The following is a 25,474-nucleotide window of genomic DNA, read 5'->3' on the forward strand; positions in this document are numbered from 1 at the left end:
TTCCTGCAGGCCATGACGGAAAGAGTTCCCGCAGCCGCCCTCCGGGTCAGGGGTCAGCACCCCACCCACAATCACCAAAGGAGTCAGACTATGGAAGCTGCCAAAATTCGCGTAATTGGACTGGGTGGAGCCGGCAACAACGCCGTGAACCGCATGATCGAATCAGGGCTGGACGGTGTGGAATTCATCGCCGGTAACACCGACGCTCAGGTGCTGGCCAAGAGCCACGCCGAAGTGCGGATTCAGCTGGGCGACCGCCTGACCCGTGGTCTGGGCGCCGGCGCCAACCCCGAGGTGGGTGAGCAGGCCGCCATGGAGGACAAGGAGCGCATCAAGGAATACCTGGACGGCACCGACATGCTGTTCATCACGGCCGGCATGGGCGGCGGCACCGGCACCGGCTCCGCGCCCGTCGTGGCCGAGATTGCCCGTGAAATGGGCATCCTGAGCGTGGCGATTGTGACCCGTCCCTTTAAGTTCGAAGGCCCCAAGCGCCAGCGCGTGGCCGAAGAAGGCATCAGCAAGCTGGCCGAGCGCGTGGACGGCATGATCGTGGTCAACAATGAGAAGCTGCTGACCGCCATCGACAAGAAGGTGTCGTTCCGCGAAGCCTTCCTGATCGCCGACCGGGTGCTGTACTTCGGCGTGAAGGGCATCAGCGACGTCATCAACGTAGAAGGCATGATCAACCTGGACTTTGCTGACGTGCGCAACCTGCTGAGCAACTCCGGCACCATCCTGATGGGGATCGGCGCTGGCCGGGGCGACAAGATGGTGGAAGAAGCCGCCATGACCGCCATCCACTCGCCGCTGCTGGAACGCGGCATCGAGGGCGCCAGCCGCATCCTGGTCAACGTGACCGGCTCGTACGACCTGAGCATGAACGACGCCAACGAGATTCTGGAGCGCGTGCGCGAGGCCACCGGCCGCGAAGACCCGGATGTGCTGTTCGGCATCACCCCCGACGAGGCTGCTGGTGACGAAGTCCGCGTGACCGTCATCGCCACCGGCTTCGACGACAGCCCCTTCGAGGGCGGCAGCAGCTTCGACAACATGGTGCGCCCCGTGCGGACCGGCAGCTCGTCGGGCTATGACCCCAAGGACTACGACATTCCCGCTTTCCTGCGGAATGTGGGCCGCGACTGAAGCTCGCCGCTTAGACTGGAGCCATGACTCCTGAATCCTCCCCTCCCCTGCCCTGGCCTGCGGCAGGGGATTTCGTCTGGCGCGCTGCAGACGTGGACCCAGCGCGGCCCAGCCTGCTGATGTTCTTTCATCTGGAGTGCGCGGGCTGCGTGTCACGCGGTATTCCCTTTATGAAGCGGCTGCACGCGGAGTACGGCGAGCAGGTGAACTTTATTGCCGTGCACACCTCGCGGGGGCACCGCCAGCTGCCCCGCGCCGACATTCTGCCCACGCTGCTGCACTTCGCCGAGCGGTTCGCCCGGCTGCCCTTCCCGGTCGCGCTGGACGAAACTGGCGCACTGGCCGCTGCCTACGCGACCGAGGGCACCCCGCACTGGATTGCTCTGGAAGGTGGCGAGGTGGTGCGCTCCATCTACGGCAGCCAGGAGAACGCGCAGACCCGGCTGGAGTACTGGCTGGCCGAGCTGACCAGTGCAGGCGACGCATGACCGACCGCCGCCTGACTGCTTTGCTGTCGCTGACTGCCGCCGACGCCCTGGCCGCCGCCACCGAGTTCAAGACGCCGCAGGCGATTCGCCAGCGCTACGGCGACACTTTCCGCGAGTACAGGGAAGGCAGCGTCTTCGGCTTCGCGCCGGGCGAGGCCACCGACGACAGCCAGATGGTGGCCGCAACCCTGCTGGGCTACGCCCGTGCAGAGGAGCTGAGTGATGCAGGGCTGAGTGGCGTGTTGGAGGGCCTACGCGACTGGCTGAGCACCCGCCCGCCCGACGTGGGTGGTCTGACCCGCGCCGCACTGGGCTACGGCACCCTGGACGGCGGGGTGCGCGCCTGGGCCGACAGTGGCTTTCAGAGTGCCGGCAACGGCGGCCTGATGCGCATTGCCGGCGTGTGGCTGGCCGGTTTTAGCGGCGAGGACCTGGCCCGCCAGAGCGTGCTGGTCACGGCACTGACCCACGCCGACCCGCGCTGCGTATACGCTTCGGTGTTCTTCACGGGTCTGCTGGAAGCGCTAGGACAGGATGAGCCGCTTCCCCGCGCCGCCGCACACGGGCTGGCGCTGCTGGACACCACCGATGCCCGCGCCATCATGCTGGACGCAGGACTGTTCGGTCTGGAGAACCGTGCCGCTTTCGAGCAGTTCGCGCAGGCCAGCCGGCCGGCACGTCAGCAGGTGCGCGAGCGGGTCCGCAGCGGTCTGGACGGCCACCTCACCTCACAGAGTGGCTACGTGCTGGACACCCTGGAAGCTGCGCTGGCCCATGCCCGCAGCGGCGACTGGCTGGCCTGCACCGAGCCGGCCGCCCTGCTGGGCGACGACTCGGACACGGTGGCCTGCGTGACCGGGGCCATCGCCGGGGCACGTGGGCTGGCGGTGCCGGAGCATCTGCTGCCGCAGCTCAGATTGGGCCACTCCTGGCCGGGCTGGCAGCGGGAATGGAGCTGCCTAGAGCGGCTACCGGAGCTGCTGGGCGCAGCGCAAAGGGCGGCTCAGGGCCACAGCCAGAGCGCGGGCTAAGGCTCGGGGAGGGCCGCCTCACCCCCCCCGGCCTGCCCTTAGGCCAGGCTGCCTTCGGCTGCAAACTCGGCCTGAGCGCTGCGTTCGCCGGGCAGCTTTTCGTAGACGCCGTCCTCGCGCAGGCGCCAGGAGCCGCGCTGGTCGCTCAGCTCAGTGTCCATGATGCTCAGGAACTCGCCGCGCAGCTCCGGCACCAGCACCGGGGCCAGCACCTCCACCCGGCGGTCCAGGTTGCGGCTCATCCAGTCGGCACTGCCGAAATACACTTCCGGTTCGCCAGCGTTGCCGAAGGCGTAGATGCGGGAATGCTCCAGAAAGCGGCCCAGCAGGCTGCGGATCTCGATGTTCTCGCTGAGGCCCTCCACGCCGGGGCGCAGGCAGCACACCCCGCGAATCACCATCCGCACCTTGACGCCCGCCTGCGAAGCGCGGTACAGCGCCTCAATCATGGCCGGGTCGGTAAGCTGGTTGCACTTGCCCACGAACCAGGCGTCGCCGCCCTGCCGGGCCACTTCAGCCTCGCGCTCCAGCCGCTCGATCATGCCGTCTCTGGCCCAGTGCGGCGCCACCAGCAGGTGCCGGTAATCGGCCTCGGCGTAACCGGTCAGGTGATTGAACAGCTCGGTGGCGTCTGCTCCCAGCGCGGGGTCGGAGGTCAGCAGGCTGAGGTCGGTGTACAGCCGCGCCGTCTTGGGGTTGTAGTTGCCGGTGCCGATGTGTACGTAGCGGCGCAGTCCGCCCTCCTCGCGGCGCACCACCAGCGTGACTTTGGCGTGGGTTTTGAGGCCCGCCATGCCGTGAACCACGTGGGCGCCGGCCCGCTCCAGCTGCTTGGCCCAGGAGATGTTGCGCTGCTCGTCGAAGCGCGCCTTGAGCTCGATAAAGGCCACCACCTGCTTGCCGGTTTCGGCCGCCGAGCGCAGTGCACCCAGCAGCCGGGGGTCGTCGCCGGTGCGGTACAGAATCTGCTTGATGGCCAGCACGTCGGGGTCGGCCGCCGCTTCCTCCAGGAAGTCCAGCACGTGGTCAAAGGAATCGTAGGGATGGTGCAGCAGCAGGTCGCGCCGGCGCAGCACCCCGAAAATGTCCTCGTCCTCGCGCCGGGCGTAGGGGTGCAGGTGCGGCTGGTGGGCCTCGAAGCTGAGGTCCGGGCGGTCTACCGGCAGACCCATCAGGTTGCTGGTGCCCAGCGGCCCCTGCAGCTGAAACACGTCGCGCGGCGAGATGCTCATGCGCTCCTGCAAGTAGCCCAGCAGCCGTGCAGGCATGTCCTGGGTCACTTCCAGCCGCACCGGGTCGCCGAAGCGGCGGCGGCGCAGACCGTCTTCCACCGTGGCCAGCAGGTCTTCGGCTTCGTCCTCGTCGAAGTCGAAGTCGGTGTTGCGGGTCACGCGGAACAGGTAGGCGGCCTGCACCCGCCGGCCCTTGAACAGCTCGTCCATGTGGGCGGCCATCACGTCTTCCAGCAGCATCAGCCGGCCGCCGATGGTCACGACACGCGGCAGCACCCCCACCGGCACCTTGACGCGGGCAAAGTCGGGTTCCTTTTTCTTCTTGCCTTCCAGCAGCACGGCCAGGTTCAGGCTGAGGTTGCTGATATACGGGAACGGATGACTGGGGTCTACCACCAACGGAGTGAGCACCGGCTGAATCTGGTCCAGATAATGCCGGCGCGCTTCTTCGCGGCCAGCAGCGTCCAGCTCATCCATCCGCCAGATTTTGATGCCTTCTTCCTCCAGCTGCGCCAGGATTTGCCGGGCAGTATCCTCCACCCGCTCCATCATGTCGTGGGTCTGGTCGCGCACCAGCTTGAGCACCTCACGCGGCAGCAGCCCGTCCAGGCTGGGGGTCTGCACCCCGGCGGCAATCTGCTGATGGATTCCGGCCACGCGCACCATAAAGAACTCGTCGAGGTTGCTGCCGCAGATGGCCGTGAACTTCAGCCGCTCCAGCAGCGGGTTACGCTCGTCGCAGGCTTCGGCCAGCACGCGCTCGTTGAACGACAGCCACGACATCTCGCGGTTCAGGAACCTGCTGCCGGGGTTGCCCACCGTGCTGAAGGTCTCGCGCAGGGGCGCCTGTGCTGCGGCAGACTGCTCTGCTGCCACAGGCTCGCCCACAGGTGCAGCCCTGCCGGCAGCTTTGCGCCCTGCCGGAGCCTTGGCTGCCTTGCCTGCTGCGGACCGGGACGCGGACTTGGTCGCCGCTCTTTTGGGGGTGGATTTGGCCTTGGTCATGCGTTACCTCGCTGATACGAAAAAGTGAAATGAGGGCAGAAAGAAGCGGTCTCATTAAACTGGAGGGGCGTCACTGGTATGTCAAGAATAGGTCAGCTGGCCGCCCAGCAGAGCACAGCGAGAAGAAAAAAGAGCCGCAGAGGGCTCCTTTTCCACTGGCGAACGAGGGACGCCGGACGCTTCAGACCCGGCCGAACAGCAGCGCTGCGTTCTGCCCACCGAAGGCGAACGAGTTGCTCAGGGCGTACTGCACCTGCACCTCGCGCGCGCCGTCCGCGATGTAGTCGAGGTCGCACTCGGGGTCGGGGTGGGTCAGGTTGATGGTGGGCGGCAGGATACCGTCGCTGAGAGCCTGCGCCACGGCGATGGCCTCTACCGCACCCGCCGCGCCGAGCAGGTGCCCGGTCATGGACTTGGTGGAGCTGACCGCCAGCCGGTAGGCGTGCTCGCCAAATACGTGCTTGATGCCCTGCGTTTCGTGCAGGTCGTTGGCGGGGGTCGAGGTGCCGTGCGCGTTGATGTACCCCACCTGCTCAGGGTTCACGCCAGCGGTGCGCAGCGCCATCCGCATGGCAAGCTGCGCTCCCGCCCCCTGCGGCGCGGGCATGGTGATGTGGTGGGCGTCCGCGCTCACGCCAAAGCCCAGCACTTCGGCGTAGATGTGGGCACCGCGTTTCTTGGCGGTTTCATATTCTTCCAGCATCACCACGCCGGCGCCCTCGCCCATCACGAAGCCGTCACGCTCGGCGTCGAAGGGACGGCTGGCCTGCTCGGGGGCCTCATTGCGGGTGCTGAGCGCCTTCATGTTGGCAAACCCTCCCATCGCCAGCGGCACGATGCTGGCTTCGGTGCCGCCCGCGAACATGCGGTCGGCCAGGCCCAGTTGGATGTAGCGGGCGGCCTCGCCAATCGAGCCCGTGCCGGTCGCGCAGGCGGTGACCACCGTGCTGCTCGGGCCAGTCGCGCCGTAGCGCATCGCCACATGCCCGGTGCTCATGTTGGCGATCATCATGGGGATAAACATCGGGCTGATGCGGCCCGCACCACGCTCGAAGTTGACCCGCGCCTGGTCCTCGAAGGTCTGCATCCCGCCGATGCCGCTGCCCACGATGGCGCCGGTCCGTTCGCCGGCGACATCCTCGCGGGTCAGGCCACTGTCGGCCAGGGCCAGGTCAGCCGCGACCAGCGCGAACTGCACCACCCGGTCCAGGCGGCGGGATTCCTTGGGGTCCAGCCACTGCGAGAGGTCTTCTCCCACCTCACCGGCGATTTTGCTGGCAATCTCGCTGGGGTCGAAGCGGGTAATCGGGCCGATACCGCTGCGGCCAGCCCGCTGCGCCTCGGCAAAGGCGTCTTTGCCGGTACCGATAGGTGTGACCGGGCCGAGGCCGGTAATCACGACGCGTTTGAGTTCAGTCATGGGGGTGTTCCTTTGCAGGGAGAGGGCCAGGCTGCAGCGAGCAGGAGGCGCAGGCCAGGGCCACAGGGGAAGAAAAAGGCCAAACGGAAAGAGACAAACGCCCGCCGGGTGGGGAACGCCTGTCTCTTGCGGCCACATGTGCGGCAGGGGGCAGAGAGCACAGCTGCGCTCCCTGCAATGTCGGTGTTACTGGTTCTTCTCGACGTAGTCCACAGCCGCCTGAACGGTGCGGATGCCTTCGGCGTCTTCGTCGCTGATGGTCAGGCCGAACTTGTCTTCCAGACCCATCACCAGTTCCACGATTTCCAGGCTGTCGGCGCCCAGGTCTTCCACGAAGCGGGCTTCGGGGGTCACCTGGTCAGCGTCGGCGCCCAGCTTCTCTACGATCACTTCTTTAACGTCATCAAAAATAGCCATGTTGTCTACCTCCTGCTTTCTGAAATCCTGCCTAGTCTAACGGATTGCCGCCCAAGAGGCGTGCGAGTGCGGACGCGGTTTAAGGGAAGGGCAAAGGACCGTGACCCGAACGGCCTCAGTGTGGGTTCATGCCCCCGTCCACCCCGATAATCTGCCCGGAGATATAGCTGGCCCCGTCTGAGGCCAGGAACGCCACCAGCGCGGCGACCTCTTCCGGCTGCCCCATCCGGCCCAGCGGGATGTTGCGCTCGTACTCGGCCCGCAGGTCGCTCCCGAGGTCCGCCGTCATGTCCGACTCGATAAAGCCGGGGGCCACCGCATTCACGGTGATGCCGCGCCCGCCGTACTCCTTGGCGAGGGCCTTGGTCAGCCCAATCAGGCCCGCTTTGCTGGCGACATAGTTGGCCTGGCCTGGGTTGCCGCTCAGCGCCACCACGGACGTGATGTTGATGATGCGCCCAGTTTTGGCCCGCATCATGTGCTTGATGGCGGCGCGGCTGGCCGCAAAAGCGCTGCTGAGGTTGGTCTGGATGACCGCGTGCCAGTCCTCGTCCTTCATGCGGACCGCCAGACCGTCGCGGGTAATCCCGGCATTGTTGACCAGCACGTCCAGGCCGCCCATGTCTTTGATGACCTGCTCCACCAGTGCCGCAGCATTGGCCGGGTCGGACAGGTCGGCCCCGAAGGTCTGCGCCTGTCCACCGGCGGCGCGAATCTGCTCTGCCACCCCTTCGGCCTGCTCCTGCCCGCGTCCGTAGTGCACGGCCACCGCGTAGCCGTCTGCGGCCAGCTTCAGCGCCATAGCGCGGCCCAGGCCCCGGCTGGAGCCGGTTACCAGAGCGATTTTCTTCTGCGATTCCGTCATTGGTTGTCCTCCTGCATAAGTGCCTTGATCTCCCCAGCGGTGCCCACATTCAGCACTGCGGCGTCAGGCAATATTTTCTTGACCAGGCCGCTCAGCACCCGGCCAGGGCCGAATTCGATAAAGACCTCAGCGCCCGCGTCGGCCAGCGCCTGCACCGTTTCCACCCAGCGCACCGGGGCGGTGATTTGCTGCGCCAGCAACTCGGGCAGCGCTGCGGGGGTCTGGTTGGCGGCGGCAGTCACGTTGGCGTAGACCGGGAAGGCGAACTCGCCGTAAGCGGTCTGTTCCAGGGCGGGGGTCAGGCCAGTGCGGGCCGGTTCCATCAGCGGGCAGTGAAACGGCGCACTCACCTTGAGCGGAATCACCTTGAGGCCCAGAGCCTTGAGGTCGGCGCTGGCCTGCATGACCGCCTCGCCCTCACCCGAAATCACCGTCTGGGTCGGGGCATTGAAGTTGGCGGGCTGCACGCCCTGCATAGAAGCGCAGACCTCGCGCACCCGTTCGGGGTCGCCCATCACCGCGCTCATGGCTCCCTGCCCCACCGGCACGGCGGCCTGCATCAGCTCGCCGCGCTGCCGGGTCAGGCGCAGGGCATCTTCCAGTGATAGGGCACCGGCAGCCACCAGCGCCGAGTATTCGCCCAGGCTATGGCCCGCAGCAAAAGCGGGCGTCAGGCCAGTCTGCGCCGCCCACACGCGGTAGGCGGCCACGCTCGCGGCCACCAGGGCGGGCTGCTGATTGGCCGTCAGGGTCAGGTCTTCCAGCGGCCCCTGTTCTATCAGGCGGCGCAGGCCGGGCAGGGTAGCTTCCGCCTGGGCGTAGACGGCCTCGGCCTCGGGAAATTGGGCGGCCAGGTCAGCCCCCATGCCCACCGCGTGCGACCCCTGACCGGGAAAGAGGGCGGCAATTTTCTTGGTGCTCAGTGCTGCTCGGTCCATCAACCTTGCTCCTTTCCAGCGTCGGCCCGCAGCGAGGGCGCACCGGCCCACCATTTCAGGGTGCAGGCCGCCCAGCTCAGGCCGCCGCCAAAGGCCACCATCAGGATATTCTGGCCGTCCTGAATCCGCCCGTCGCGCACGGCATCCACCACCGCCAGCGGCACGGTGGCCGCGCTGGTGTTGCCGTACTTGTCGAGGTTCACCACGAACTTGTCCATGCTGACCCCGAAGCGCTCCGCTGCCGCTTCGATGATGCGGATATTGGCCTGGTGCGGGATAATCCAGCTGATGTCGTCAATGGTCAGGCCGGATTTTTGCAGCACCTGCTGACCACTTTCAGGAATGACACGCACGGCGAATTTGAAGACCTCGCGGCCATTCATTCCGGCGTACTCGCCCATAGGAGTGCCGTCGGGGAGAGCAGGGGCTGCGCCGGGCATGTACAGGCTGCCCCCGCCCGAGCCGTCGGCGCCCATCACGAACTCGCCCAGGCCGTAGCCTGCGGGCACCGGCCCCACCACTGCTGCGCCCGCGCCGTCGGCAAACAGGATGGCGTTGTTGCGCTCCTGCTGGTCCACGCGCTTGGACAGCACCTCGGTGCCAATCACCAGCACGCGCCGGGCAATGCCAGCGGCAATCTGGCCCTTGGCCATCGCCAGGCCGTACACAAAGCCGGAGCAGGCCACCGAAATATCCGCTGCAGCGACGCCGCGCAGGCCCACCTGCTCGCCAATCAGGGCCGCCGTGCTGGGGAACAGGGCGTCGGGGGTGCCGGTCGCGCACAGAATCAGGTCCACGTCCCGCAGGGCGTCCGGGTCGTGGGCCAGCAGGTCCTGCACGGCCTTCACGCCCATGTGCGAGGCGTACTCGTCCTCGGCGGCGTAGCGGCGCTCGCGCATACCGGTGCGCGACTCGATCCACTCGGCGGTGGTGTCCAGATAACTCTCGTAAAAGGCGTTGGTCACCACCCGCTCAGGCACATGCATGCCCAGCGCCGTGATGCCGATCCCCCCACGGGAAGACGGGTCAGTTGAGGTCATGGCCGCAACCTAGCATTCTTTGAACGGCGGTTCAGTGAATTCGGGATGAGGTTCAAAGGAAGCTGGGTTGGGTAAGGCCAGGCCAGGTGAACCCGGCTAGAAAGGCCACAAAAAAGGCGCAGGGTGGTTCACCCCGCGCCCTTCTCGGCAGCAGTCTTACTCTTCGCTGCTCTGCTCGCCCTGCTCTGCGGTCTGGCCCTCAGCCGTTTCCTGGCTGTCGCTGCTTTCCGCCTTAGCTTCCTCGGTCTTGCTTTCCTGGCCTTCGCCGCTCAACTGGGCCAGGGCCTGGTTGAGGGCCTTGGAACGCAGAATGTCGGTGTAGAAGGCGTTCAGGCCACCCGCGCCCATCTGGGACTGGAGTTCCTGGGGAGACATGCCGCTCATCTGGGCCATCGCCATCAGGTTCTGGCCGAACTCCTGGTCGGTGACCTGCACTTTCAGGTCTTCGGCCAGCTTGCCGAGGGCCAGGTCACGCTTGACGCGCTGCTCGGCGTTCTTGCCCAGCTCCTGCATGAACTCGTCCAGCTTGCCCTGCTCCTGCATGAAGCTCTCGTACTCGCTCCAGCGCACGCCCTGGCGGCTGAGGTCGTTCTTGATTTCGTTCATCAGGTCGTCCTGACGGCGCTGCAACAGCGACTGGGGAATGTCCACCGTCATGCCTTCAATCAGGGCGCTGAGGAACTCCTCGCGGCGGGCATTGTCGCCCTCGCCCTGGGCGCGGCGCTCCAGCTCCTCACGCAGGGTAGAGCGCAGCTTGTCCATGTTCTCGAACTGCATGGTGCCGGCGAAGTCGTCGTTCAGCTCGGGCAGGGTCTTGGACTTGATGCCCAGCACCTTGACCTTGACGGGGGTGTCGTCCTCGCCTTCCTGGGCAGGCACGCTGATTTCCACCTCGTCGCCTACGTTCTTGCCCAGCAGGGCCTGCTGGATGTGCTCGCCGGCCATGTCCATGTAGATGGGGTAGCTGCCTTCTTCGCCCTCTTCTTCCACGGTCACCTGGTCGGTGGCTTCGATGGCGCGCTCCACCTGCTCGAAGCTGGCGGCCCGCTCCTGCATGTCGGCCAGGGTGCGGTCCACCACTTCGTCGGTGATTTCGGGCGCGGCAGCGCTCAGGCTCAGGCCGCTCCAGTCACTCAGGGTGACTTCGGGGTACAGGTCGCCCTTGACGGTGAAGCTGAAGGTTTCGCCGCTTTTCACGTCCTGCGGCTCAATGTTGGCGTCCACCAGGCTCAGTTCCAGTTCGCGCACAGCCTGAGGGAAGTGGGCGTTGACCAGGCGGTTTTGCACTTCGCTTTCCACGTACCCTTCGCCCACACGCTTTTCAATCACGCGGCGGGGGGCCTTGCCGGGGCGGAAGCCGGGCACGCGCACCTGCTGGGCCAGCCCCTTCCAGACAGCGTCGAACGCGCTGTTGACTTCGTTTGCAGGCACTTCGACCTTGAATTCGACCTGATGACCTTCTTTTTTGATTAACTCTGCCATGCGTCTCCCGTGTGGCCTCACCTGCACTTGCGCGGGCCAGGCCGCGTTGGGCGGGCGCCGCGAGGTGGGCCAGTCGTTCAAAAGGGTACTATACACGCTTGCTGCCGGCCAAAAGGCTCTGTAGGGCCAGAGCTGAACGCAGGGCAAGCAAGAGGGCGGCCCCCGTAAGAGAGCCGCCCAGCTGTGGTGCGAGGAAAGGGACTTGAACCCTCACTCCGAAGAACCAGATCCTAAGTCTGGCGCGTCTACCAATTCCGCCATCCTCGCGTACAGGTCTGCGTGCGCCACGCTGCCTGCAAATCACAATAAATGCAGCCCCACCTGCCGGGCAAGTCGGGGCTGCGTCTGGGGTGGAATATGGGACTTGAACCCACGGCCTCCGCTTCCACAGAGCGGCGCTCTAACCAACTGAGCTAATCCCACCACAACTGAAAACAGTCAGGCTCAGCCATGCTAAAGAAAAGCCTGCGGCCTGTCAAGGCGCAGCGCTGGAAGAGGGAGTTTGGCCTGGCCCAAGGCCCCAACCGCAGTGTTCGTGCCCGCTTCCGGCCAGCAACCTGGGCCAGCAGGCGCAAGTCCGACACCCGAGGCCCAGCCAGAGCGGCGGGAGAATGAAAGAATCTTCACCGAAAATTTGGGAAATCTTGGTTAGCTTGGTAACAGTTCCGCCCCACGCCATTCTTCGTTCTGCACCCCGGCTGCCAGCTCAGGAGTTCTGCTATGTCCTCTACCGAACCTCCCTCCACTGCTGCGGCAGACACTCCGGTGCCGCCCTCTACGCCTGCCGGCCACGCGCCGGACAGCGCCGTGCCGGGTGCGGCAGCCAGCACAAACGACCTGGCCGCGACCACCCGCGCCCTGGCTGAGGCGCAGGGCCGCTATCAACAGCTGTTCGAGAGTGCGCCGGTAGGGTACGTGGTCCTGGACCGCAGCGGCACCCTGCTGCAGGCCAACCAGGCAGCCGGTGAGCTGCTGGGGCTGGCCAGTCAGCAGCTGGAAGGGCAGTCGTTCGGCCACTGGCTGCACCCACGCCACCACGCCTATCTGGCGTCCCTGCTGGAGCAGCTGGACCGGCGCCAGGCCGGCCCCAGCGTGACCGCCGAGCTGCAACTGCAGCGGGCCGACGGGCAGGCCTGTTTCGCGCAGGCCCAGCTGGTCGTAAGCGGCCCGTCATGGAGCGTTGTGGGGACAGTGGACCCAGAACCCCACCTGCTGATGGCCCTAACCGATATCACGGCGCTAAAGCGGGCGCAGGCCGAACTGCAGCGCCTGAACCAGACCCTGGAAGCCCGTATCGAGCAGCGCACGGCCGACGTGCTCGGTATGGCCGGTGAGATGCAGCGCTTTACCCAGTCGGTGGCGCACGACCTGTCGGGGCCGCTGCGGCACATTCAGAGCTTTGCCGGCCGGCTGGAACGCAGCGACCTGAGCGAAGCCGACCGGCGCGCGGTGGGCACCATTACGGCAGCGGCGGCGCGGATGGGCAGCCTGATTGACGCCCTGGACCAGGTGGCCCTGGCCTGCAACTCGCAGCTGAACCTGACGTCCATTGACCTGGACCGGGTGCTGGACGCCGCGCTCAAGGGCAGCGGAGCCGCGCAGGTGCTAGAGGTGCAGCGCGGGGACCTGCCCCGTGTGCTGTGCGATATCCAGTCCATGCAGACCGTGTTGGGCCAGTTGCTGGACAACGTCCTCAAGGCCACCGCGCACACGCCCCAGCCCCGGCTGCAGGTGCGGGCCGAGCGCCAGGGCGGCGAGGTCATCATCCACCTGTGCGACAACGGCATGGGGTTCAGCTCCAACTACCGCGAGCATATTTTCGAGGTGTTCCGCAAGTTGCACCCCGACCGCGACTTTGCCGGCGAGGGCGTAGGGCTGGCCGTGGTGCGCCGGCTGATGCTGCGCCAGGGCGGGCGCATCTGGGCCGACTCGGCGGGGACAGGGCAAGGAGCCTGCTTCTCGCTGGCCTTGCCGGCCGCGCCCTGAGGGCCTTTTAGCACCGCCCGTACACGGCCCAGCGCAGCAGGCTTTCCAGCGGACCGCGCCCATAGCGGCGCAGATACCATGCGCTGAACGCAATCTGGGCCAGCGCCAGCAGCAGCGCCGTTCCCACGGCGGCGGCCGCGTGAACCTGCCCGTACAGGCCAAACGTGTAGGGATAAAAAATCAGCGTGAGCACCAGCGACTGCGTGATGTAGTGGGTCAGTGCCAGCCGGCCACTGCGGGCCAGGGCCGCGAGTAGCGCCGGAACGCGGGCCTGGAGGCTGAGCAGTCCGAACAGGCCCACATATCCGAAGGCCACCGGCAGCCCGCTGATCACCCGCATCCCTTCGGACAGCATCCCCGCCTGCTCGGTATCCAGCGTATTCAGATAGGCCAGCCCCAGCCCCAGCGGCAGGCCCAGGCCAAAGCCCCAGGCCAGCAGCCGGCGCAGCAGCGGGCGGTGTTCGGCGGGGCGAGCGAGCAGACCGCTGCGGTAGGCCCAGGCCCCAAAGGCGAACAGCGGGATGGTGAACGAGGCCAGTAACACTTCGCTGCCCAGCTGATAGGGCAAATCGGCTGCCCGGTCGGCCAAGATGCTGGCGTAGCTCTGGTGCGGGGCAAAGTCTGGCGAGAACAGCACCCGTGAGCCAGGCGCGGTCCGGTACAGGCCATACCCGACCACGAGGTTGAGCGCGCCCAGCAGATAGAGGCCCCAGGCCCACCGCAGCAGGGCGCCCGCAGACCGGCGCAGCAGCAGTATGAAAATCAGCGCGCTGACTGCGTATCCGCCGATAATGTCGCCGTGCCACAGCAGCGTGAAGTGCGCCAGCCCGATCACCAGCAGCAGCAGGTGCCGGCGCACGTACAGCCCGCGCCCGTGCCGCTCCCACAGGCCCGCCGCGCCCCAGCCGAACAGCATGGCGAACAGCGCCACCGCCTTGCCGTTGAACAGCACGTCGGTCAGCACCTGCACGGCGCGGTCCAGCCCCTGCTGCTCCCAGACCCGGAAGCCGGCAAAGTCCTGCACGTTGATCAGGACGATGCCCAGCAGGGCCAAGCCGCGCAGAGCGTCTGGCAGCAGGGCGCGGTCCTGCGCAGCCACCGGAGCCGGTGACACCGTAGCTGGCAATGCTGTATCCGAAGGCACGGTGGGAGAGGTCACGGTTCAGACTAACGCGGGCGCGAAGAACTTCACTCCTGCCCCGCCGCCAGCACCCGGTCAAAGCTCTGACGGGCGCGGTCTTTCATTTCAGCCACGCACTCGGTATCGAAGCCCACGCCTTGCTGCACCTGTTCCAGCAGCAGGCCCACGTCCGGGCGGGTGGTATGGACTGGCGCCCCGGCGTCGGCGCAAAAGCCCTGCACCTTGGGGTCGTAGCTGAGACCCGCGAACGGCACCCCGGCGGCGGCCGCCAGAATCAGCGCGTGCAGCCGCACCCCCACCACGTAGCCACTGGCCGCGATGGTGTCCAGCAGCAGCTGGGGGTCGGCACTTTCTATCACCGCATCGGCCCCCAGCGAGCGGGCCGCTTCGCCGTCGGCAGCGGGCATCAGGGCCAGCGCCACCACCCGGTGGCCCCCGGCCTGCAGCGCCTGCACCAGCTCACGCAGAGGCGGCAGCGACTCGGCCACGTCGCCGCGTGGGGCGATGACTACGCTGGCGGGGTCACCAACCAGACCCGGCGAGGGCTGCAGCAGCAGCGCCGGGTCACCGCCCAGCACGCCGGTCAGCCCCAGGGTTTCCAGCGTGCGCAGGCTCCCCCGGTCACGGACCACCAGCGGCAGGCCACGCACGGCACGGGCTACCCGGTTACCGCCGCGCACAGACAGCGGCCCGATACTCTGATTGAAGACCGCCGCCGGAGTGCCCAGCAGCCGCGCCAGCCGAATCAGGCCCAGGTAATAGGTCAGGTTGCGCCCACTGGTTTTGTCTTGCAGCAGCCCGCCACCGCCCGACAGCAGCAGGTCGGCGCGGCGCAGTTCACGGGCCAGCGCCAGCGGCTGCATACGCGGGGCGGCCTCGCACCCGCACAGCGCCGCCGTGTGGGCCGGGTCGGCGGAGAGCAGCACCGGCGTGTGCCCCCGCGCCCGCAGTTCGCGGGAGATGCTCAGGGCAATCGCTTCATCTCCCCCATTGGCAAAGCCGTAGTAGCCGCTGACCAGCACCCTCACCGCTGCACCTCGCGGCCCGGCACCTCATGGACCACCACTTCGGACCGCTCACGCAGGCCGCCGCCGTAGCTCTGCCAGACCTTCAGGCCCCAGCGCACCGCGTAGGTGAGCACATAGCCCAGCGCCAGGCCCAGGCCCAACCCGATGAACATCCGGGTGGCCGAAATCAGCAGCGGGGTATGGAAGTGCGCAAACGTATTGAGGATGCTGGCCTGACCCATCACGCCACCCAGCAGCAGCAGGCCGGGAAAGTAGGTCGGCAGGCCCGCGCCCAGCCCAAGCAGCGCCAGCGGGTGCCCCAGCACTTCCTTGAAGCGGGGCCGGATGATGGAATCCTGCACTTCCTGGCGCAGTTTGGCTTCGGCGTCGCTGACCCCGACCGCGCTGGTGTTGCCGCGGCGCAGGAACATCACCGCGAAGGCCGCCAGCGCCGCGCCCATCACCACGATATCGCCGGTGCTGATGGGGCGGCGGTAGAGGTCAAGGGCCGTTTTCCGCAGGTCCTGGCGCGGCAGATAGCTGCCCAACACCAGCGCAATCGGGGCAATCAGGGTCAGGCCCACGCCCCGGAACGGCTCCAGGCCCAGCATGCTCTGCGGCCCTGCCCCCAGCGCCGAGACGAACAGCACCCCGGCCAGGCTCAGCGCCGTGGCGGTGAACCAGTGCGCCATCCGCGAGCGCCACAGCACGAAGCCCAGCGCCGGAAACGCGATAGAGGCCACCAGCGCCATTCCACCGAACGGCTCAAAGCGGTTCAGGCCCAGTGCTCCCAGCAGTGCCAGCCCGGCCACCAGCAGGCCCAGGCGCGGCAGCGGGTAGCTCAGACCAATCAGCAGCAGTGCGGCCAGCGGGCCCAACATGCTGGCGTAGCGCAGGGCGGCGCTCGGCTCAAAGCTCGCAATCTGGGGGACCGCCGTCTGAATGCCTGCCCGCCCCAGCAGCTCACTCGTGCGGGTCAGCAGGGTGCTCGTCTCCGCGATGGTGGGGTAAGGGCGCACGTACAGCAGCCGGTGTCCGCGCTCACGGGCAGCCAACGCGTATTTGGACGCCGTTTCTTCGGGCAGCAGGGTGTCTTGCCACTGGGCGTTCAGGCTGAACATCCGCACTGCACTCCGGCCTTCCATCAGCTCGGGCAGACCCTTTTGGGTGGTGGCCTCAATCAGGGCAGGAATACGGCTGCCCATCGCCGCCTTTACAGCTTCCAGCCGCTTGGGGTCGCGGGCACCGACCACTTCGGTTCCGTTGAAGGCCACGAAGGGCACGTCCGGCCAGTCAGCGGCGATGTTGATGACGGCGGGGTCGTCGTAGGGCCGGTACACCACCGTGTAGCCCTGCGATTTGAGGGTGTCCACCAGCGCCAGGTCAGGGCCGACCGGCAGGTAGGTGGGGTTGATGTTCCACTCCTGCCACTCGCGGCCCGCCAGCGTCACGCGGCGCGGCTCGATGGAAAAGCGGCCCTCCAGGCGCTTGAGCACACCGGGGCGGGCTTCGGCCAGGTAGTACTTGCCCGGCTGAAAGGCTGCTGTGGGGTACTGCGCCAGCAGGTCGGCTCCCGATTTAACGAACACGTCGCCGCGGTTCTGCCAGTTGCCCAGCACGTCCTCGAACACGGCGACCCCGTTCACTCCCTGGGCGCGGTATTCCGCCAGCAACTCCAGCGGGTCGCGCCCGTACTGGTCGGCCTGCGACTTGAGCGCCGGATAGTCCATCACCACCGCCACCGTCTTCTGCCCCTCCTCGAAGCTGACGCGCTCATAGGCCAGCCACAGCGCGGGCAGCAGCGACAGCCCGATGACGCCCAGCAAAGGCCCACGCCAGCGGCTGCGGGTGGGTGCGGGCAGGTGGGTAGGGTCGAGCGGGGCGGGGTCGGCTGCGGAAGAAGCGTCGCCAGGGCGCGGGGGTGAAGCGGTCACACAGACAGTGTAGCGGGCAGGGTGAGGGGAGATGGGGCGAAGGCTCCAGACAGCGGCCTCAGGGCGGGGGGGCACATTTCCTCCGGCCCGGGAGCCCTGCGCCACGCGGCAGCCAAGGAGGAGGCAGCCGCCTATGCCCGCTTTCGCTCCCCGGCAGGGCAACTCCCGAAAGCAACCCACCCCAGCAACCTCTTCCCCTCCGCCCTTTAGACTGCCCTTCATGTCCGCCGAGCCTCACTTCTCCCGCCTGGAAGGATTCGTGCGGGACACGCTGGGCGGTGGGGCCAGCCTGCTGTACGAGGAAGAGGTGCAGCCTGCGCAGACGGTGCCGGTAGAGGACCTGGGCTGGAGCGCAGGCGTGCGCCGGGGCTTCGGGTTTCCGGCAGCCTACACCCACCAGGCGGAGACCTACCGGCTGCTGGGCGAGGGCCGCCACGTCATCGTGACCACGCCTACCGCCAGCGGCAAGACCGGGGCCTTTTTCCCGGCGCTGTTCGGGGCACTGGAGGCGGACCCACAGGCCACCGCGCTGCTGGTGTATCCGCTGGTGGCACTGGGGCAGGACCAGCGCGAGAAGCTGGAGGATTTCGCCCGGAAAGGCGGCTTTACGGAGCGGCCCGGCGGCTGGCCGATAGGGGAATTCCAGGGCGCGGCGCAGGCGGCAGCGGCCTTTGCACCGGGCGTCCGCATGGTCACGGCCACCCCCGACAAGCTGCACTGGAGCCTGACGCAGCCCCGCGTGCGCGAGTTCCTGCGGCACCTGCGCTTTCTGGTGCTGGACGAGGCCCACAGCTACCGGGGCGGCTTCGGCTCGGAGGTGTCGGGCATGCTGCGGCGGCTGCTGGCGCTGAGCCGGGCACTGGGCGCCAACCCGCAGGTGATTCTCAGCACGGCCACCATCGGCAACCCGGCGCAGTTCGCCCGCGAGCTGGTGGGGGTGGACGCCGTGGAGGTGTCGCAGTCGGGGGCGGCGCGGCACGGCAAGCGCTACTACCTGGCCGACCACCGTGGGCAACCCCGGCGCTTCTGGGACGCGGTGGTGCGCTCGGCGGTCGCCCGTGACCTGAAGGTGCTGGCCTTTTTCCGGGGCCGCTCACGGGTCAGGCGGCTGTACGACACCTACCGGCGCGACCCCCACTTCCGCGACCATGTGCACCTGTATATGTCGGGCGCCGCCGAGCGGGCCGGACGGTTGACCGAGTTCCGCCGCGCCCGCAGCGGGGTGATGTTCGCCACCAACGCGCTGGAGGCCGGGGTGGATATCGGCGACCTGGAAGTGGTGATTCTGGACGGCTACCCGGGGTCGCGCATGGCCTTCCGGCAGATGGCGGGCCGCTCCGGGCGAATCGCGCCGGGCGCGGTGCTGTACCTGCCCACGCTGTCCTCACGCGGGGTGCCGCTGCCGGTAGACGCCTTTTATTCCAACGCCGGCAATTTCCGCGAGTTGCTGACCGGCCCCACCGAGAAAGCGGTGGTGGAAGCCGGCAACCCTTACCTGGCCCCACGCCACCTGGCCCGCCAGCAGGCCGAGTTCCGGCTGGCCGGGCTGCCGCTGCCCGCCGGCCCGGACGGGCAGCAACCGGGTGCCCCCGCCCACTGGTTGCTGCGCGGCGACGACATGGCGCTGCACGCGGTGGTAGAGGAAAGCGCCTGGGACCGCGAAGGCGTGGCCGCTCTGCGCTCGCCGCTGGACAGCCCCAGCCAGCACTACGCCCTGACCGAAAAGCACCCCGAAGCGGTGTTCAGCCTGGACGGGCAGGACTACAAGGTGACACGCTGGGAAAAAACCCCGCAGGGCACGGCCATTCTGGTGCAGCCGTACCTGGGCGGCGGCCAGGTCACACGCGGTCTGTACGAGGTGCAGGTGCGCCCGCTGCCGGGCCGCATGAGCGAGTGGGTCAAGCAGGGGCCGGTGGCCTACCGGGGCGGCGAGGTGTTGGTCACGCGGGTGTACCGGGGCTATCAGATTCTGCGGGCCGTGTTCGAGCGGGTCTGTACCGGGTGCGACCGGGTGCCCGAACCCACCGAGCGGGTCTGCCGCAAGTGTGGCGGCCACATCCAGGACCGCATGCAGGACCAGAAAATCTCCGAGCACCTCTACGACGAGCCGGTGACGCTGGAACCGCTGCAAACCGTGGCCCTGGAAGTCGCCATCAATGCCGGCGCCACCGAGCAGCCCACGGCAGCGGCGCATACTCTCAAGCACCTGCTGCTCAAGCTGATTCCCGAAGCAGTGGCCTGCGACGAGGGCGACCTGGCGGGAGCGTTCCGCACGGGCCACGACAACTCCTTTTTTATTTACGACGACTGGCGCGGCGGCCTGGGCATTGCCCGGCGGGCGCTGGAAAGCCTGCCGCAGCTGCTGCAGCGGGCGCTGGAACTGACCGAAAAGGACTGCTGCACGGCGGCCGAGGGCTGCTACGAGTGCATTGCCGCCAGCCGCTGCTTTGCGCCGCTGCTGCCCAGCGGTGAGCGGCGGCCCACCAGCAAGCCGGCCACCCGCGCCCTGCTGGCCGGGGTGCCGGGCCTGCAGGTGCGGCTGGACACGGCCCAGGACCACCTGCCCGCATTTGCCGACCCTACCCGTCCGGTCCACGCGGCGCAGCCTTCCCCCGAACCGCTGCCCGACCAGCCCCCTGCCCCGCCTGCCGGCTGGCCGCTGCAGGCCCGCGAACTGCTGGACCTGCGCGGGCTGTCGCTGCCCGAAGTCTCGGCGCGGCTCAGCATCCCCAGCCGCGAAATTCAGCGGGCGGTGGCTTCCACCCAACCGCTGCGGCTACACCACGCCAAGTGGGGCGAGGGCCACCTGCTGCAGGGGTTCGGGCAGGGCGAGCGGCGCGAGGTGCTGGTGTACTTTCCCGGCGTAGGCCAAAAGCGCCTGCTGCTCAAATACGCCGGGCTGAAGGTGGTGTCCTGAAGAGGCGGAGGCGCGACCAGACCCCTCTCCTGTGCAGGGCCACAAGGCTGACATCCGGCTGACAAACCAGGGGGCAGCCTCATGCTACGGTCAGAGCGAATTTGTAGTGCCACCCGGCGCTACTGCGGCCTGTCCCCTTTCCCATTTCCTCCCCCAAGGAGCCACCATGCGCGAAGTCCTCGACCAAGAACTCAGAAACAGCCTCAATGCCACCCTGAACATGATCGGCACCGTGGAGCGGATGTACGCCCTGGGCGCCGGCGTACTGCTGGGCGGCGAGCGACAGGATCTGGAGCAGCTGCGGGCCATAGACCGCGAGGTGGACGCGATGGAAGCCCAGATTGAGGCCGACTGCCTGCGCGTGATCGCACTGCACCAGCCGGTGGCCCGCGACCTGCGGCAGCTGGGGCTGATTCTCAAGTGCCTGACCGATATCGAGCGGATGGGTGACTACGTGGTGCACGTGGCCGAGCACAGCCAGGACCTGACCATCCCCGACTCGCTGCGGCCCTATCTCAGCCGCATGATGACCCGCCTGGAAGAAATGAGCCAGGCACTGCGCACCGCCCTGGCCGACCGCGACGTGGCCCAGGCCGAAGCCGCCCTGCGGATGGACGACGAGATCGACGACCTGTACGAGCAGCTGCAGCAGGAACTGATCGGCCACATGACCAGCGACCCCAGCGGAGTGGCCGACGCCCTGCAGCTGATGCGCATCGGCCGCGCGATTGAGCGCATCGGGGACCACATGGAGAACATCGCCGAGCGCGTGCCCTACTGGGTGACTGGCGAACACCGCGTCTGACCCTCGCTGCGGCGGTGCCCCCTTGCAGCCACACGGCGGGCACCGCTCTACACTGCGTCCATGAGCGACGAGCTGAATTTTGCCCACACTATCTTGCAGGGCCGCGCCTGGCGCGATGTGCCCGACCATGAGGTGCTGGCCGAATCCGAGCGGCTGCTGGGCGAGTGGATGTCCGGTGAGGTCCGCATGGAACGGCCCAAACTGTACGACCACTACGCCCTGTTGCTGCTGGCCCTGACCCGCCAGAACCGCGAGCTATCGGCGCGGGTGGCGGCACTGGAAGCCGCTGCAGGCCAGGGAGAGCGGGCGCAAGACTCCTAAGGTCAACGCCCAGCCGCTCTTTCAGGCCACGTCGTCCCCACGGCGCAGGGCGGCCAGCGGGGGCTGTCCAGCGCGGTGGCCGTGGCTGCAACCGTGGCACCAGTAACCCTGGTCACCGTCGCGCAGGTCATGCAATTCCATCGTCCGGCCACAGTCGGGGCACACGTATTCGTAGCTGCGCCCACTCGCCGGGTAAGGGTCTTCCTTCCAGTTCTTTCGAACGTTTTTTACATATCTCTGCTTCATATTACGAAAATAACATACGAAGCCGTCCAGAGAAAAGGGGCGGTGTTCCTCCTGCCCCTTCCACACGCTCAGTCCAGGTCCACGTCGTCTGGCTCCACTCCGGCGCTGCGCTGCACCTCACCCACGCCGGGGCGGCGGCGGCGCAACATGGCCGGCTCCTGGTCCAGGTCAAACACGAAATGCCGGGGGCGGCGCTCGTGCAGCCAGGTTTCCAGCGACACCAGCCGGGGCCGGAAGCGGATGTACTCGCGCAGTTCGCGGATAGGCACGAAGCGGGCTTCCTGCACGTCACGGTCGGGGTCCTTGGGCGCCAGCTCTCCGCCCACCTCACGCCCGGTATAGAAAAACTGCAGGTGATGTCCCCACGATTCGGCCTGGAACTCCACCACAAAGGCGAGGTCGCGCAGCTCGATGACCAGCCCGGTTTCCTCGTAGGTTTCGCGGCGCGCGCCGTCCTGAATCAGCTCGCCCGCTTCCAGACCGCCTTTGGGCAGCGACCAGCGGCCCCGCTCACGCACCAGCAGAATCTGGTCTCCGCGCAGAATCACGCAGCCCACCCCGATGCGGGGCGCGGCCAGCGGACGCTTGCGCTTGCCCCGGCGGCTGGGAGCGGCAATGCGCGGCACTGAGGTGTCGTTGGTCACCTGACCGGGGTACTGCACGTTGTTGCCGATCTTTTTGGCTTTGCCGCCCCGGCGGCTGCGGCTGCGGCGGCGCGGCACCTTGACCGCAGAGTCGCCGGCTGCAGCGGGCGCGGCTGCCCCCTGCGGGGCGACTTTCGGCGTGGCCGGAGCTGCGCCTGCCCCTCCCCCTGCCTGTTCGGCCTTGCTCTGGCTGCGGCGTCCCGAGCGGCGGCGCCGGGGGCGGGCCTGTGTGGCGGCGGTGTCGTCGCTCATATTGCTCCTTCCGAAGCCAGGTCGTTGAAGCGCACATGGGCACTGTGGAACTGCAGCTTGACGGTGCCTACCGGCCCGTTGCGGTTTTTGCCCACGATGATCTCAGCAATGCCCTGCTGGTCGGTTTCCTTGTTGTAGTACTCGTCGCGGTAGATGAACATCACGATGTCGGCGTCCTGCTCAATCGCCCCCGACTCGCGCAGGTCCGACAGCATCGGCCGGTGGTTGGGGCGCGACTCCACGGCACGCGACAGCTGCGACAGCACGATGATCGGCACGTCCATCTCACGCGCCAGCCCCTTGAGACCCCGCGAAATGGTGCTGATTTCCTGCTGGCGGTTCTCGCTGCCGCCTCCACTGCGCCCGCCCGACATCAGCTGCAGGTAGTCGATCACCACCATGCCCAGTTGCCCGCGCTGCGCGGCAATGCGGCGCAGTTTGGAGCGCAGCGTGTTGAGGGTCAGGTCCGGCTGGTCGTCAATCACGATGGGGGCTTCGGCCAGCCGCCCGGCCGCGTGCGCCAGCCGCTCGAAGTCGCGCTCGCCCAGCTGCCCGTTGCGAATGCGGTTCATGTCCACCCGCGCCTCGCTGCACAGCATCCGCAGCACCAGATGCACGCTGGGCATTTCCAGACTGAAGATGGCCACGGTCTTCTCACCGCGCAGGCCGATGTTCTGGGCGATGGAGAGGGCGAAAGCCGTGTTGTGCAGGCAAAAGTCAGCCGCAATGAAGTTGGCGTCGCCGGGTACGGTCAGGTCGTATACCTGCTTCTCACCAAGCGGCTCGATGCTGACAATTTCATCCCAGTACAGGTCATCGCTGCCCAGCAAGGAGAGATGCGGGTCATCCAGTACGGCTGCGTAGGCGGCGGCGCGGCGCTGCGGTAGCCCACGCGACGTATGTGGATTGTAGCCGGCCGGGGCATGTTCACCGGCCGCCAGGGCCAGGTCGCGCCAGCCCAGGCCCCGTGCCTGCGCCTGGGCACGCACCCGCCCCCAGACCGAGGTCGGCAAATGCCCCACATTGCTGCGGCCAGCGGCATTCACGGGAATATCACGCCGGGCCTTCTCGCCCAGCCAACCCACCTGCACCTGATACGCCGCCACACTGCGCGGCTCGGTCAGTTCTACTCGCCACGACCGCCCGGTTTTGCGCCACAGCTTGCCCACCAACCCCAGCCGCGTCAGGGCGTGTTGCACGTCCTGCGCCAGCCCTGCACTGGCCACGGTGAATTCAATCCGGGCCTTGCCGGACAGGGCGTAGATGGTGCCGTCGCAGCTGAACAGCACCCGCAGGAATTCGGCCAGCTGGGCTTCGGGAAGGGTCCAGACCAGGGCTGGAAAGCGCTTGTGCTCCGCGTGCTGGCCCCACAGGCCCAGCTCACGCAGCCACGCCGTCAGCGGATTGGGCCGGCTTTTCTCTGTGCCCGGCTCCCAGCGGCGACTGAGGCGGAAATCTATGCCCGTGCGGGGGTCTGCCTGCATCTCCACTTCTGGAAATTCAGCCGCTAAGCAGGCGCGGAAATCGGCCACCAGTTCCGGGTCGGCATTGGTCCAGCGGGGGCTGCTCTGGGTCAGACCACCTTCAGCGATCAAGTACGCCAACAACCGCACCCGTTCCGGGCCAAGTGCCTGCTGCCCGAAGACCGGCACCCGGCGCGGTACAGCCACCCGGTCGCCCGGCTTCAGGTCGTACAGCGGCGTCCAGCCATCCACACCCAGAAAGGGATGATGCAGAGTGGTTTCCACGCTGCGGCCCAGGCGGGTGGTCACGCGGGCTACCGGCTTGATGCCACTGTCGATCCAGGCACCGACACTGGCCCGGCGCAGCTGCCCGGCCTCGCTCACGCTCAGGACCTGCGGCCGCTGCTCAAGCACAAACTCTTCTACCGTGACGCGCTCGCCAGTCCGTGGGTCGTCAATCAGCGTGTCGGCACTCACGCATTTCCCCATACTCGGCCGGGCCGCCAGCACGTTCAGGCTGCCCTTCTGAAATCCGGAAATGGTTTCGTCCAGGTCGCTGAAGCCCGAGCCCACGCCGTCGGGCATGCCCCGGTTCTGGTGCAGCTGGGTGATGTACTCGAAGGTGTTGTGCACCACGTCGCTCATCACTTCGAAGTCGCCGCCCTTTTGTTTCTGCTCGGCCACGGCGAAAATCGCCTTTTCGGCCCCGTCCAGCAGGTCTTCCAACGGCTGCGCGCCGTCGTAGGCCAGCTGCATCACCTTGCCGGCGGCACCAATCAATTGCCGCAGCGTGTGCTTCTCGTTCACGATGCGGGCGTAGTGCTCGGCGTAGGCAGCAGTCGGCACCTGGTCCGACAGCCCAATCAGGTAGGTCAGGCCGCCGACCTCGTCCAGCTGCCCGACGGCCCGCAGGTCCTCGCTCAGCGTGACCAGGTCCACCGGCTCGCCGCGCTCCTGCAACTTTTGCATCACGCGGAAAATCTTGCGGTGGCCTTCGCGGTAGAACATCTCCGGCGTGACCGTGTCGCCCAGGGCGCTGAGCACGTCGTTGTCCAGCAGCACGCTGCCCAGCACGCTGATTTCGGCCTCGTTGGAGTGCGGCGCAATACGCGGGCTTACTTCCACGTCGCGCCTTCCGTGGTTACGTGGGGGCGGGGCATGGGCATCACCAGACGGGGCATCATCGGACAGGACATAACGGGTCTCGCATGGGCGGCAGGGTTCCTTTCGGAGCAGAGATAGAAGCCGGACCACTTCCGCCCGCAGGCACACTGGAACCCTTCCAGGGGCGGGGGGAAACTCCGGCCGGTGCCGTGCAGCGCAGCGCGGCAGCTTTCGGCGGGGCGAAGACCCCGCGGCAACGCTGGCATCATACCGCACCCGCCTGAAACCGGCGCACTGGCAGAGTTGTGAAAGAAAGGCCGGACGGTGAAGCGGTCTTCCCGCGCCTTCTCACAGAGACGGGACAGAGAAAACCGCGTCACAGCCGCTTTGTAGAAGTCTAAAGGTCGCAAATCCGCCCCCCGCAGCCAAACGTAAGACCACTGTGAGAACGGCGGGCCTATGCTCCTGTCAGCAGAAACGGATGAGGCCCACCGGGGCGATTGCCCGGGCCGAAATACCCCCCCGTTTCCTGCCAGGCACTACCAGGCGCAGGCGGATTTATCCAAATTATTCAGCCGCGGCGCCGAACA

At 67.2% G+C, this 25,474-nt stretch carries 20 protein-coding genes and 2 tRNA genes; 7 read left to right on the plus strand and 15 right to left on the minus strand.

The window, feature by feature from the left end:
- Nucleotides 1–90: 90 nt before the first annotated feature.
- The 3 genes from ftsZ to DEIPR_RS09090 are packed head-to-tail and all read left to right on the plus strand — an operon-like array spanning nucleotide 91 to nucleotide 2,665.
- Complete coding sequence (ftsZ, locus tag DEIPR_RS09080; protein WP_013615531.1) at nucleotides 91–1,146, plus strand: cell division protein FtsZ; 1,056 nt, start codon at nucleotides 91–93, stop codon at nucleotides 1,144–1,146.
- Nucleotides 1,147–1,169: 23 nt separating this feature from the next.
- Entirely contained in the window at nucleotides 1,170–1,634 is a 465-nt protein-coding gene (locus tag DEIPR_RS09085) for a peroxiredoxin family protein (protein ID WP_013615532.1), read from the plus strand.
- Nucleotides 1,631–2,665 (plus strand): ADP-ribosylglycohydrolase family protein, encoded by a 1,035-nt coding sequence (locus DEIPR_RS09090; protein ID WP_013615533.1) that lies wholly within the window; start codon nucleotides 1,631–1,633, stop codon nucleotides 2,663–2,665. Before DEIPR_RS09085 ends, DEIPR_RS09090 begins: the two co-directional genes overlap by 4 nt.
- Before the next feature lie 38 nt (nucleotides 2,666–2,703).
- Here the strand turns inward: DEIPR_RS09090 and ppk1 are convergent, their stop codons facing one another.
- The 9 genes from ppk1 to DEIPR_RS09135 form a co-directional block, all read right to left on the minus strand.
- Nucleotides 2,704–4,902 (minus strand): polyphosphate kinase 1, encoded by a 2,199-nt coding sequence (gene ppk1 / locus DEIPR_RS09095; RefSeq protein WP_013615534.1) that lies wholly within the window; start codon nucleotides 4,900–4,902, stop codon nucleotides 2,704–2,706.
- Between the two features lie 181 nt (nucleotides 4,903–5,083).
- Nucleotides 5,084–6,322, minus strand: a complete 1,239-nt coding sequence (gene fabF, locus DEIPR_RS09100) for a beta-ketoacyl-ACP synthase II (RefSeq protein ID WP_013615535.1) — start codon at nucleotides 6,320–6,322, stop codon at nucleotides 5,084–5,086.
- Between the two features lie 186 nt (nucleotides 6,323–6,508).
- Nucleotides 6,509–6,739, minus strand: a complete 231-nt coding sequence (acpP, locus tag DEIPR_RS09105; protein ID WP_013615536.1) for an acyl carrier protein — start codon at nucleotides 6,737–6,739, stop codon at nucleotides 6,509–6,511.
- Nucleotides 6,740–6,854: 115 nt separating this feature from the next.
- On the minus strand, nucleotides 6,855–7,604 hold the full coding sequence (gene fabG, locus DEIPR_RS09110; protein WP_013615537.1) for a 3-oxoacyl-[acyl-carrier-protein] reductase: 750 nt from the start codon (nucleotides 7,602–7,604) through the stop codon (nucleotides 6,855–6,857).
- The gene (gene fabD, locus DEIPR_RS09115) at nucleotides 7,601–8,542 is read right to left on the minus strand and encodes an ACP S-malonyltransferase (RefSeq protein WP_013615538.1); all 942 of its coding nucleotides are present in this window, start codon (nucleotides 8,540–8,542) and stop codon (nucleotides 7,601–7,603) included. Before fabD ends, fabG begins: the two co-directional genes overlap by 4 nt.
- On the minus strand, nucleotides 8,542–9,582 hold the full coding sequence (locus tag DEIPR_RS09120; protein WP_013615539.1) for a beta-ketoacyl-ACP synthase III: 1,041 nt from the start codon (nucleotides 9,580–9,582) through the stop codon (nucleotides 8,542–8,544). The genes fabD and DEIPR_RS09120 overlap by 1 nt, the downstream gene beginning before the upstream one ends.
- A gap of 156 nt (nucleotides 9,583–9,738) precedes the next feature.
- Complete coding sequence (gene tig, locus DEIPR_RS09125; protein WP_013615540.1) at nucleotides 9,739–11,064, minus strand: trigger factor; 1,326 nt, start codon at nucleotides 11,062–11,064, stop codon at nucleotides 9,739–9,741.
- A gap of 184 nt (nucleotides 11,065–11,248) precedes the next feature.
- Nucleotides 11,249–11,331, minus strand: a tRNA-Leu gene (locus DEIPR_RS09130).
- Nucleotides 11,332–11,410: 79 nt separating this feature from the next.
- Nucleotides 11,411–11,487 (minus strand) — tRNA-His (locus tag DEIPR_RS09135).
- 297 nt (nucleotides 11,488–11,784) lie between these two features.
- Between DEIPR_RS09135 and DEIPR_RS09140 the strand changes: the two genes are divergently transcribed.
- The gene (locus DEIPR_RS09140) at nucleotides 11,785–13,050 is read left to right on the plus strand and encodes a sensor histidine kinase (protein WP_013615541.1); all 1,266 of its coding nucleotides are present in this window, start codon (nucleotides 11,785–11,787) and stop codon (nucleotides 13,048–13,050) included.
- Nucleotides 13,051–13,057: 7 nt separating this feature from the next.
- On the opposite strand, the gene DEIPR_RS09145 is transcribed toward DEIPR_RS09140, so the two are convergent.
- Genes DEIPR_RS09145 through DEIPR_RS09155 form a run of 3 tightly spaced genes read right to left on the minus strand, consistent with a single transcriptional unit; the run spans nucleotide 13,058 to nucleotide 17,132 of the window.
- Nucleotides 13,058–14,209 (minus strand): DUF418 domain-containing protein, encoded by a 1,152-nt coding sequence (locus DEIPR_RS09145; protein WP_245532694.1) that lies wholly within the window; start codon nucleotides 14,207–14,209, stop codon nucleotides 13,058–13,060.
- 29 nt (nucleotides 14,210–14,238) lie between these two features.
- Nucleotides 14,239–15,219 (minus strand): polysaccharide pyruvyl transferase CsaB, encoded by a 981-nt coding sequence (csaB, locus tag DEIPR_RS09150; protein ID WP_013615543.1) that lies wholly within the window; start codon nucleotides 15,217–15,219, stop codon nucleotides 14,239–14,241.
- Entirely contained in the window at nucleotides 15,216–17,132 is a 1,917-nt protein-coding gene (locus tag DEIPR_RS09155; RefSeq protein WP_174260422.1) for a DUF5693 family protein, read from the minus strand. Before DEIPR_RS09155 ends, csaB begins: the two co-directional genes overlap by 4 nt.
- A gap of 220 nt (nucleotides 17,133–17,352) precedes the next feature.
- Between DEIPR_RS09155 and DEIPR_RS09160 the strand changes: the two genes are divergently transcribed.
- The 3 genes from DEIPR_RS09160 (at nucleotide 17,353) to DEIPR_RS09170 (ending at nucleotide 21,175) form a co-directional block, all read left to right on the plus strand.
- Nucleotides 17,353–20,049, plus strand: coding sequence for a DEAD/DEAH box helicase (locus tag DEIPR_RS09160; protein ID WP_041222066.1), 2,697 nt, complete (start codon nucleotides 17,353–17,355; stop codon nucleotides 20,047–20,049).
- Between the two features lie 166 nt (nucleotides 20,050–20,215).
- Complete coding sequence (gene phoU / locus DEIPR_RS09165; protein ID WP_013615546.1) at nucleotides 20,216–20,854, plus strand: phosphate signaling complex protein PhoU; 639 nt, start codon at nucleotides 20,216–20,218, stop codon at nucleotides 20,852–20,854.
- Between the two features lie 60 nt (nucleotides 20,855–20,914).
- A complete protein-coding gene (locus DEIPR_RS09170; protein WP_013615547.1) occupies nucleotides 20,915–21,175 on the plus strand; it encodes a hypothetical protein in 261 nt (86 codons plus the stop codon).
- Between the two features lie 21 nt (nucleotides 21,176–21,196).
- On the opposite strand, the gene DEIPR_RS09175 is transcribed toward DEIPR_RS09170, so the two are convergent.
- The 3 genes from DEIPR_RS09175 to dnaB form a co-directional block, all read right to left on the minus strand.
- On the minus strand, nucleotides 21,197–21,421 hold the full coding sequence (locus tag DEIPR_RS09175; protein ID WP_013615548.1) for a hypothetical protein: 225 nt from the start codon (nucleotides 21,419–21,421) through the stop codon (nucleotides 21,197–21,199).
- Between the two features lie 68 nt (nucleotides 21,422–21,489).
- The gene (locus tag DEIPR_RS09180) at nucleotides 21,490–22,317 is read right to left on the minus strand and encodes an NUDIX domain-containing protein (protein ID WP_013615549.1); all 828 of its coding nucleotides are present in this window, start codon (nucleotides 22,315–22,317) and stop codon (nucleotides 21,490–21,492) included.
- A complete protein-coding gene (dnaB, locus tag DEIPR_RS09185) occupies nucleotides 22,314–24,905 on the minus strand; it encodes a replicative DNA helicase (RefSeq protein ID WP_013615550.1) in 2,592 nt (863 codons plus the stop codon). The genes DEIPR_RS09180 and dnaB overlap by 4 nt, the downstream gene beginning before the upstream one ends.
- Nucleotides 24,906–25,474: the final 569 nt, after the last annotated feature.

The sequence above is a fragment of the Deinococcus proteolyticus MRP genome (assembly GCF_000190555.1).
Taxonomy (GTDB): domain Bacteria; phylum Deinococcota; class Deinococci; order Deinococcales; family Deinococcaceae; genus Deinococcus; species Deinococcus proteolyticus.

Coding starts and splice junctions, on each gene's coding strand:
- DEIPR_RS09180 (WP_013615549.1), bottom strand. CDS start 22,317: ATGAGCGACGACACCGCCGCCACACAGGCCCGCCCCCGGCGCCGCCGC.
- ppk1 (WP_013615534.1), bottom strand. CDS start 4,902: ATGACCAAGGCCAAATCCACCCCCAAAAGAGCGGCGACCAAGTCCGCG.
- DEIPR_RS09140 (WP_013615541.1), top strand. CDS start 11,785: ATGTCCTCTACCGAACCTCCCTCCACTGCTGCGGCAGACACTCCGGTG.
- tig (WP_013615540.1), bottom strand. CDS start 11,064: ATGGCAGAGTTAATCAAAAAAGAAGGTCATCAGGTCGAATTCAAGGTC.
- acpP (WP_013615536.1), bottom strand. CDS start 6,739: ATGGCTATTTTTGATGACGTTAAAGAAGTGATCGTAGAGAAGCTGGGC.
- fabG (WP_013615537.1), bottom strand. CDS start 7,604: ATGACGGAATCGCAGAAGAAAATCGCTCTGGTAACCGGCTCCAGCCGG.
- DEIPR_RS09160 (WP_041222066.1), top strand. CDS start 17,353: ATGTCCGCCGAGCCTCACTTCTCCCGCCTGGAAGGATTCGTGCGGGAC.
- fabF (WP_013615535.1), bottom strand. CDS start 6,322: ATGACTGAACTCAAACGCGTCGTGATTACCGGCCTCGGCCCGGTCACA.
- DEIPR_RS09175 (WP_013615548.1), bottom strand. CDS start 21,421: ATGAAGCAGAGATATGTAAAAAACGTTCGAAAGAACTGGAAGGAAGAC.
- phoU (WP_013615546.1), top strand. CDS start 20,216: ATGCGCGAAGTCCTCGACCAAGAACTCAGAAACAGCCTCAATGCCACC.
- ftsZ (WP_013615531.1), top strand. CDS start 91: ATGGAAGCTGCCAAAATTCGCGTAATTGGACTGGGTGGAGCCGGCAAC.
- DEIPR_RS09090 (WP_013615533.1), top strand. CDS start 1,631: ATGACCGACCGCCGCCTGACTGCTTTGCTGTCGCTGACTGCCGCCGAC.
- fabD (WP_013615538.1), bottom strand. CDS start 8,542: ATGGACCGAGCAGCACTGAGCACCAAGAAAATTGCCGCCCTCTTTCCC.
- DEIPR_RS09085 (WP_013615532.1), top strand. CDS start 1,170: ATGACTCCTGAATCCTCCCCTCCCCTGCCCTGGCCTGCGGCAGGGGAT.
- DEIPR_RS09170 (WP_013615547.1), top strand. CDS start 20,915: ATGAGCGACGAGCTGAATTTTGCCCACACTATCTTGCAGGGCCGCGCC.
- DEIPR_RS09120 (WP_013615539.1), bottom strand. CDS start 9,582: ATGACCTCAACTGACCCGTCTTCCCGTGGGGGGATCGGCATCACGGCG.